Here is a 6,382-nt window from a genome sequence, read left to right on the forward strand (position 1 = left end):
TGACAATACCACTCACCATAAAGTTCTTTTGATTATATTCTATTGAAATTTAATATATTTGTGGATAATAATTCAGACTTATTGATAGTTTAAAATGATGTTGAATTGTTTTTTGATTGATAAGTGTGTGATGCCGTATTGCCATACTTTGAATGTATGGCTTAAAGGGTTGTTCCGCAAACAAATGTACTGGTTTTCAGATGCAATTAGGTTGCTAGTGCGTAAAATTGCTCCCAAGCAGATAAGCCTTCAGGATTATCGAGCTTCAATCTCTTTTTAATCGCACTATACCTAGCTTGTTTAACCTTTGACTTTAAGAAGTTAATGATGATCTTATTTCGTTGCTCTTCTTTGACAAAACCACGAGAAGCCTCCACTTTAAAGTAAAGGTGGAGAAGGGTATTTTCGAAAGTAACTTTCAGTAGTTGATGATATGAACATTCAGGCATTGGTAAGGCGATTCACGTCAAGTTCAAGGGCTGATGGGACACTTGTTCAGTTACTGGTTTGCCTTGATTATCATAGACTTTAGGGACTGGCTGAAAAATGACAAAAGACTGATAGAGTGTGACGGCTACCTTAAAAACAAAGCGGCATTGAATTACCTTAAAGCTAGACACTCCTCCATCCACGCATCAACTTCACTTTCAACCCAAGCTACTGCCCTACCCCCCAGACTGATAGACTGAGGAAATTGATCTTCATTCATTTTTCGGTAAATCGCTGAACGGCTAAGGGCGGTCTTTTGCATTACTTCTTTTAGCTTTAGAAATCTCATGGGACGTCCTCCTATGTTATTGGTTCCCATGTGATTACCTGGCACGTAGAAAAATACCGTTTTGTACCTTGTGGTGTTCAATGCCAACTTCAAACCCAGTAACAACAAAAAACACCTGCTGGCTATGCCAGCAAGTGATTCCTTATCATTACAATTGACGATTCGCAGCTGCAAGAGCGTATCTATAAGCGGCATCTTTTCCTGCGGAGCAAGCAGCGACTTTTCTTACCTCAACTTGCTTATCTGTACTTCGTTTATCCACTAGCTCCCAAAGGTCTTGATGAGCTATCGGCTTTTTATTTGCTTTACGCCAATTTCGACGTTTCCAACCATCAAGCCAGTCATTAAAACCATCAACGCAATAGTCACTGCTTGAATAAATAATATCGCCATCACAAGCACGCTCTAGCCCAAAAGCAAGTGCTGATAACTCTGCGTAATTACGGTCTACGATGCTATCAAGGAACAACCAGTCTTCACCCGCTATTCTTTCATAGTCATCGAATACAACCTGCCCTACCCCAGCAGAGAGTCGTCCTCTTCGCTTCTCTACGATGGCTGCTTCTACATAAATTTCTTTTTTCATTTTTATACTCTCCAGAGACTGAAAAGCCGATACATCCTTTGCACCAGCTAATTGTGTTGATTGTTCATTCGTCGCTCTATTGCGATTGCTACATAACAACGGCAAGAGAGTTATTTTTTACCTGTCTCTGGAAATACTCTCCTTCACACCCCGATTCAAAATGCTCTCAGATATATTTCATCAGTACGCATAACCAAACAGATAACCCAAGGAGCTCTTATGCGTAACGCCAACAACCAACACGATTACCCATTTAAAACTTCAGAGTTAAATGAACTGCTAGAACGTGCAGCCGACGCACTGGCTGCAAAATACAAACGTGAAGGCACGTTCACTAACCCAACTAATGTCAAAGAGTACTTAAAACTCAAATTAGGAGCTCATGACCGAGAAGTGTTTGCGGTGATGTTTCTTGATAACCAACATCAATTGATCAGTTTTGAAGAGTTGTTCTTTGGCACCATTGATGCTGCCTCTATTTACCCACGCGAAGTACTCAAAGCAGCACTAAACCATAACGCTGCTGCCGTCGTTTTTGCTCATAACCATCCTTCAGGTATTGCTGAGCCCTCTCAAGCAGATAGACGCATTACACAGCGTTTAGTAGATGCTCTCAAGCTGGTGGATATCCGAGTGTTGGACCACATCGTTGTGGGTGAGGATTATGTGTCATTTGCAGAAAAGGGGTGGATATGAATAAGTTTTCTATCTCTGGGGTAAATGATGAACTCGTTAGTCCCATGCATTGTTTTCTTGAAGCACTTATGTCTGAAAACGTCATCCCCAATACAGTCGAGCGGGTAGCGTTAAACATACGCTCTAAAGATATAAATAGTCGCTTTCAACCAATCGAAATTCAATTAGAGCGAACATCAAGCAAAACACCTTGGCAACTTCGCTTTATTGCCACCTTTGATGTGATGGTTACTGGTAAGCCACAAAAAGAGTTATCGCTGTATTTCAACTTCGCAGGGTGTTGGTTCTACCACCCAGAGATTAAGCAGTGCAACTTACAACGGCCAGAAGTTCAAACCTTACTTGCTAGCTGGCTTAAAGCCATCACTCACACTCTCATCACGCAACCGGCTATCTCAATCAACATCATATCCGTTCGTTAATCCTAACTTATTTCAAAGAGGTTCCTATGAATCAAGCAGCCAATCTGGCTATGTTCGCGTGCAAGCGAGCTAAGCCTTCACATCAACTGAAAGACTTAATCAAACGATCTATTGATGATGTTAATTACCGAGGAAAAATGACCATCTGTTTTCAAGATACCAATTACCACCCGAAGGACGGCGGCTTTCACCCTGTATCTATTACGGTAGATATCAAAGATAGCCATATCGCTCTTATTGAAATCACTGACCTTGTTTATGTGGGAACCGGTACACCAGAGCTCGTTCCTGACTTGGCTTTTGATTTTGCTAACAACGTCGCTTTCGCTCGTTTCAGCGGATGGCTTGGTATGTACCTGCAAGAAACAACCGAGCTATATGAAATGTGGGAGTGTAACTTTCTAGCTTATGTAGAAATGAACGCCTACGACCAAGTTCAGGTTGAGTACAGTTAATCATCACTCGTAGCAACCCTATCCACTAACCGTCCCGCTCCACTTCATATCACAAACATTCAGCACAACCACCAGCACAGAGCCAAAACGAGGCTGCTTCCCATATTGTTAAAACGGGAAGCTTCCATCCCTTGCTGTATAAGGGTTCTTTAATATCGTCTGCTCTGTGCTTCCCAAAACACCCTTCTACAGACAAAAAAGGAAGCAGACTATGGCTGAAGTCCAAGCAATTAAAGACGATGACACCATACGTATGGTTGGTCACTTATTGAGTATTCGTTGTCATCCACAAATGGCCGATGTATGGCATATCGGATTAAACCTAGCACTGAGGATTTCTGATTTGTTGTCGATTCGCTTTGAAGACATTCATGGCGACCGAGTCATTATTCGAGAGAGTAAAACCGGAAAGCTCGCCAACATTCAACTCAATACCAAAGCGCAGCAGCATATTGCTAGGTTGAGAGAGCAACATCCCGACCACATCTATTTGTTTCAATCCCACCGATGCCAACAGTTGAAAAACAAACCACCCCAGCCAATCTCACGACGCGCCGTGTCAATGGCGTTTCAGCAAGTAGGCCAAGAACTGAATATCGCTTTAGGTACTCACTCGATGAGAAAGACGCGAGGTTACTTTCTCTATCAATCCACAAAAGATATAGGACGTGTCATGAAAATGCTTCGTCACACATCTGAGGGAGTCACACTTCGCTATATAGGAATCACTCAAGATGAAGTCGATAAAGACTTTGTTTCTCTTGAACTTTAAACCTAATCATTTACTCAGGGGGCGGGACCGCTAATCCCTTATTAACATTAAGCTCAGAGCCCTTTTGAGTTTCGTTATCATCACATTTGAGAGGTAAATAACATGAATCCATATCACGCAATAGGGAGCTTTGTTGTAGGCAGCTTATCGAAAAGTTTAATCCAAAATTTATTCTGGAAAACCGACGGTCCAGTAAGGGGGAGCATTGTGTATTGCGATCTCGCATTTGGATATGCTGAGCATTCAGGTGTGTACATGGGAAATGGACGTATCATCCATCGTAATGGCAAAGGCCTTATCGAAGCTGCATCAATTCGTCAGTTTCTAGCAGATACCACAGCCCTTTCAATTTACGTCAGTTGCAACGCCCAAGGTAGAGCCGTTGGCAATGAGTCTACTGTTCAAATAGCAGGCGCTATGCTTGATGTACAAACAGACTATTCCCTGTTAAATGAAAACTGCCATCAGTTCTGTAGCCACTGCCTAAGTGGTGACATCTTCTCAAATACCTTCACCTTGACTCAGCTTAAACGTGACGCTCTTTTGCACATTCAAGCGAGTCAATGGCGCGTGTGGGACTTGAGGGATCGTCACAAAGGATAAGGGGATTCTCTCCCCTTTTTTAATCTCTTAGTCGAGGTTACCTAGTGCTACAGCCAAAGCAACGATGCCCCTCGCCATAGCGCTTAGTTCTCTTCTTTGCTAGATAGCTAATTCGATAAAACAGCTTACTGTACCAATAAGAAAAATCTTTGTGGTTTGAATCCAGGTGATAACCATGATTTCTCGGGAAGTAGACCAAACGACAAACATCTTCGGCTGCACAGCCAAGCGCACTCGCCCAGGATTTTATCACTAAAGCGGCTAAGCTATCTTGCCCTGAGTAGTCACCTGCCTTGCAAAAGCGCTCTTTATTGAGAAACAGAACTAAATGGTAATGATCGTTACATGATGTATCACGCTCTCTTACCCAAGCATACCTGACATTACAGGAATGTACTCTTTTTCGCTCTCCACGTATCTTTCGCGCCTGAGCTTCAATTCTGGCGCTTAAAGACTCTGTAAAGCGTTTCATCAAGTTTGTTCGTCTAAGGTTATAACTAACAATTTCATCTCGGCTAAGACAATCAAAGAAACTATCATCGACTGGCAATCTGAGATCAATTCGAATAGCGTACACTCGCGTGTATTCTTCAAGCGCACTGTTCATTGTAGTAAGCAATCTATCGAGATAGAGCATGTTATTTTCTTCCTGCGAACCTTGAATAGTTAGTCCATGGTAAGTTGATTCTTTCATGAGTTAGTTCCTGTGTTGTTTATCTACAGGTATCCCCACTCATCTTATTTTTTACCTTATCTCTATCACCTACTTAGGGTAGGTGTAACGCTTATAGTTACCCACCTTACTATCAGATAATAGTCATACCGACACTCCTGCTCTTCAGCTACTTGGTCACAAACCTTATAGGACAATGCTGCACGTAATACGGGTGTCCTGTAATCCACTCAGAAGTTATGTACATCTAGCCTAGTTCCGCTCACCGTTCAGAGCAACAATACCAATGAATTGCCACAATAAAATGCAGAATAACCTCACTAATAACTCACACTAAAACCACATAATAACCACCAAAAAATCACATATATATCACTAAAATTACTACACAGTAATTATAATTAATGATATATATTGGATACTGAACTTAACGACAGAGGCATATCAACTATGGCTTTTCACGTACCTAAAGAACCATTTAATGCTTATTCCTTCCGCGAATGCAGCTTCTATATCAACTACCTAAATCAAGCCCTTAATCAGGATACTTTTCAATCGGTGGAAGGTTTCAGTAGCGTTCAAGAATGTTTGAATGCTCTTAGACAGGAATTATCCTACCTAGAAAAAAATGGGAAAATTAACAGTAATCACATTAAGAAAATGAAGACTGATTTTCAAAACTGTCAACTATCTGGTGAGGATTTTTTATGGCTCCATAACTCAGATGAACGTTTCTGTAACTGGGTATGGTGTTATCTGAGGGAACAAAGCAAGATATTTGACAGAATTAAGTTTCGAGATCAGCTTAGAAGAGGTAACTCCAACAAAATAAAACTACATGACTTTGGCCTCGATCTTGATATTGGCAGAAACTTTGATGGATTATCACATGACGCTTTTAAGCCAATGAGTAATAATTTCACTGCAAGGAAAAGCAATATCATTGATAGCTTTCGGAGTTCCGAACTAGAACTATCACAGCAGCGTAAAGTTATTCAAACACTGCTAAACACTTGGGAGTCCATTCTGGAAGATACGAGAATGTCAGCCTGGCTTGAAGAAAACCAAACAGCTCAAAGCAATTGGTCATGGAAGTATATAAAAGATACAGGTTACAGACTTCAGTCAAAAGTCTGGAGCGTTTCAAGCGAACAAGACAAAAGAGCCGCTATTGTTGCGATTTTCGATATGCTTCACGATAAGCCAGATCGTAAATCACTCTTGATTGGTAAAATGAAGCGCGCATGGAGTCAAAAAAAGTTTCGAGATAAATGTAATGGTAAGAGGCCCTATAGCGTATCGATGACAGACAGGACGAAAAAGCGATTGATGTGGTTGGTCGAACAAGAAGACAGTAGCATCAATGAAATCATAAAAAGACCCTGTAAATAATTCTG

The 6,382-nt window shown here is 41.3% G+C and carries 9 protein-coding genes and 1 pseudogene; 6 read left to right on the forward strand and 4 right to left on the reverse strand.

The genetic code is table 11. The annotated features are described in order from the left end of the window. Positions 1-263: 263 nt before the first annotated feature. From AB4323_RS23530 to AB4323_RS23540, 3 genes and pseudogenes are all read right to left on the reverse strand, one after another. Positions 264-449 (reverse strand): annotated as a pseudogene (locus AB4323_RS23530) (DUF2913 family protein); the annotation flags it as partial. 152 nt (positions 450-601) lie between these two features. Beyond that, positions 602-808, reverse strand: a complete 207-nt coding sequence (locus AB4323_RS23535) for an AlpA family transcriptional regulator (RefSeq protein WP_102304078.1) — start codon at positions 806-808, stop codon at positions 602-604. A 118-nt stretch (positions 809-926) separates the two neighbouring features. After that, positions 927-1,364 carry an RNase H family protein gene (locus AB4323_RS23540; RefSeq protein ID WP_102465041.1) on the reverse strand — a complete coding sequence of 146 codons (438 nt, stop codon included), beginning with the start codon at positions 1,362-1,364 and terminating at the stop codon, positions 927-929. 219 nt (positions 1,365-1,583) lie between these two features. Here AB4323_RS23540 and radC point away from each other — a divergent pair, with 219 nt between their 5' ends. The 5 genes from radC to AB4323_RS23565 all read left to right on the forward strand — a co-directional run bounded on the left by radC (position 1,584) and on the right by AB4323_RS23565 (position 4,312). After that, entirely contained in the window at positions 1,584-2,060 is a 477-nt protein-coding gene (gene radC, locus AB4323_RS23545) for a DNA repair protein RadC (protein ID WP_102333509.1), read from the forward strand. Continuing rightward, entirely contained in the window at positions 2,057-2,482 is a 426-nt protein-coding gene (locus AB4323_RS23550; protein WP_102333510.1) for a DUF2787 family protein, read from the forward strand. The genes radC and AB4323_RS23550 overlap by 4 nt, the downstream gene beginning before the upstream one ends. A gap of 26 nt (positions 2,483-2,508) precedes the next feature. Beyond that, positions 2,509-2,937, forward strand: a complete 429-nt coding sequence (locus AB4323_RS23555) for a DUF2787 family protein (RefSeq protein WP_017102422.1) — start codon at positions 2,509-2,511, stop codon at positions 2,935-2,937. A 211-nt stretch (positions 2,938-3,148) separates the two neighbouring features. Further along, positions 3,149-3,709, forward strand: a complete 561-nt coding sequence (locus AB4323_RS23560; RefSeq protein WP_102333511.1) for a tyrosine-type recombinase/integrase — start codon at positions 3,149-3,151, stop codon at positions 3,707-3,709. Between the two features lie 102 nt (positions 3,710-3,811). Then, positions 3,812-4,312 (forward strand): lecithin retinol acyltransferase family protein, encoded by a 501-nt coding sequence (locus AB4323_RS23565; protein ID WP_102333512.1) that lies wholly within the window; start codon positions 3,812-3,814, stop codon positions 4,310-4,312. 37 nt (positions 4,313-4,349) lie between these two features. Here AB4323_RS23565 and AB4323_RS23570 read toward each other — a convergent pair whose 3' ends face one another. Then, positions 4,350-5,006, reverse strand: a complete 657-nt coding sequence (locus tag AB4323_RS23570; RefSeq protein ID WP_086714178.1) for an inovirus Gp2 family protein — start codon at positions 5,004-5,006, stop codon at positions 4,350-4,352. A gap of 393 nt (positions 5,007-5,399) precedes the next feature. Here AB4323_RS23570 and AB4323_RS23575 point away from each other — a divergent pair, with 393 nt between their 5' ends. Then, positions 5,400-6,377, forward strand: coding sequence for a hypothetical protein (locus tag AB4323_RS23575; protein ID WP_372153470.1), 978 nt, complete (start codon positions 5,400-5,402; stop codon positions 6,375-6,377). Positions 6,378-6,382 lie beyond the last annotated feature (5 nt).

Origin of the sequence: Vibrio sp. 10N.261.52.C11, assembly GCF_041471405.1 — a bacterium.
Taxonomy (GTDB): Bacteria; Pseudomonadota; Gammaproteobacteria; order Enterobacterales; family Vibrionaceae; genus Vibrio; species Vibrio crassostreae_C.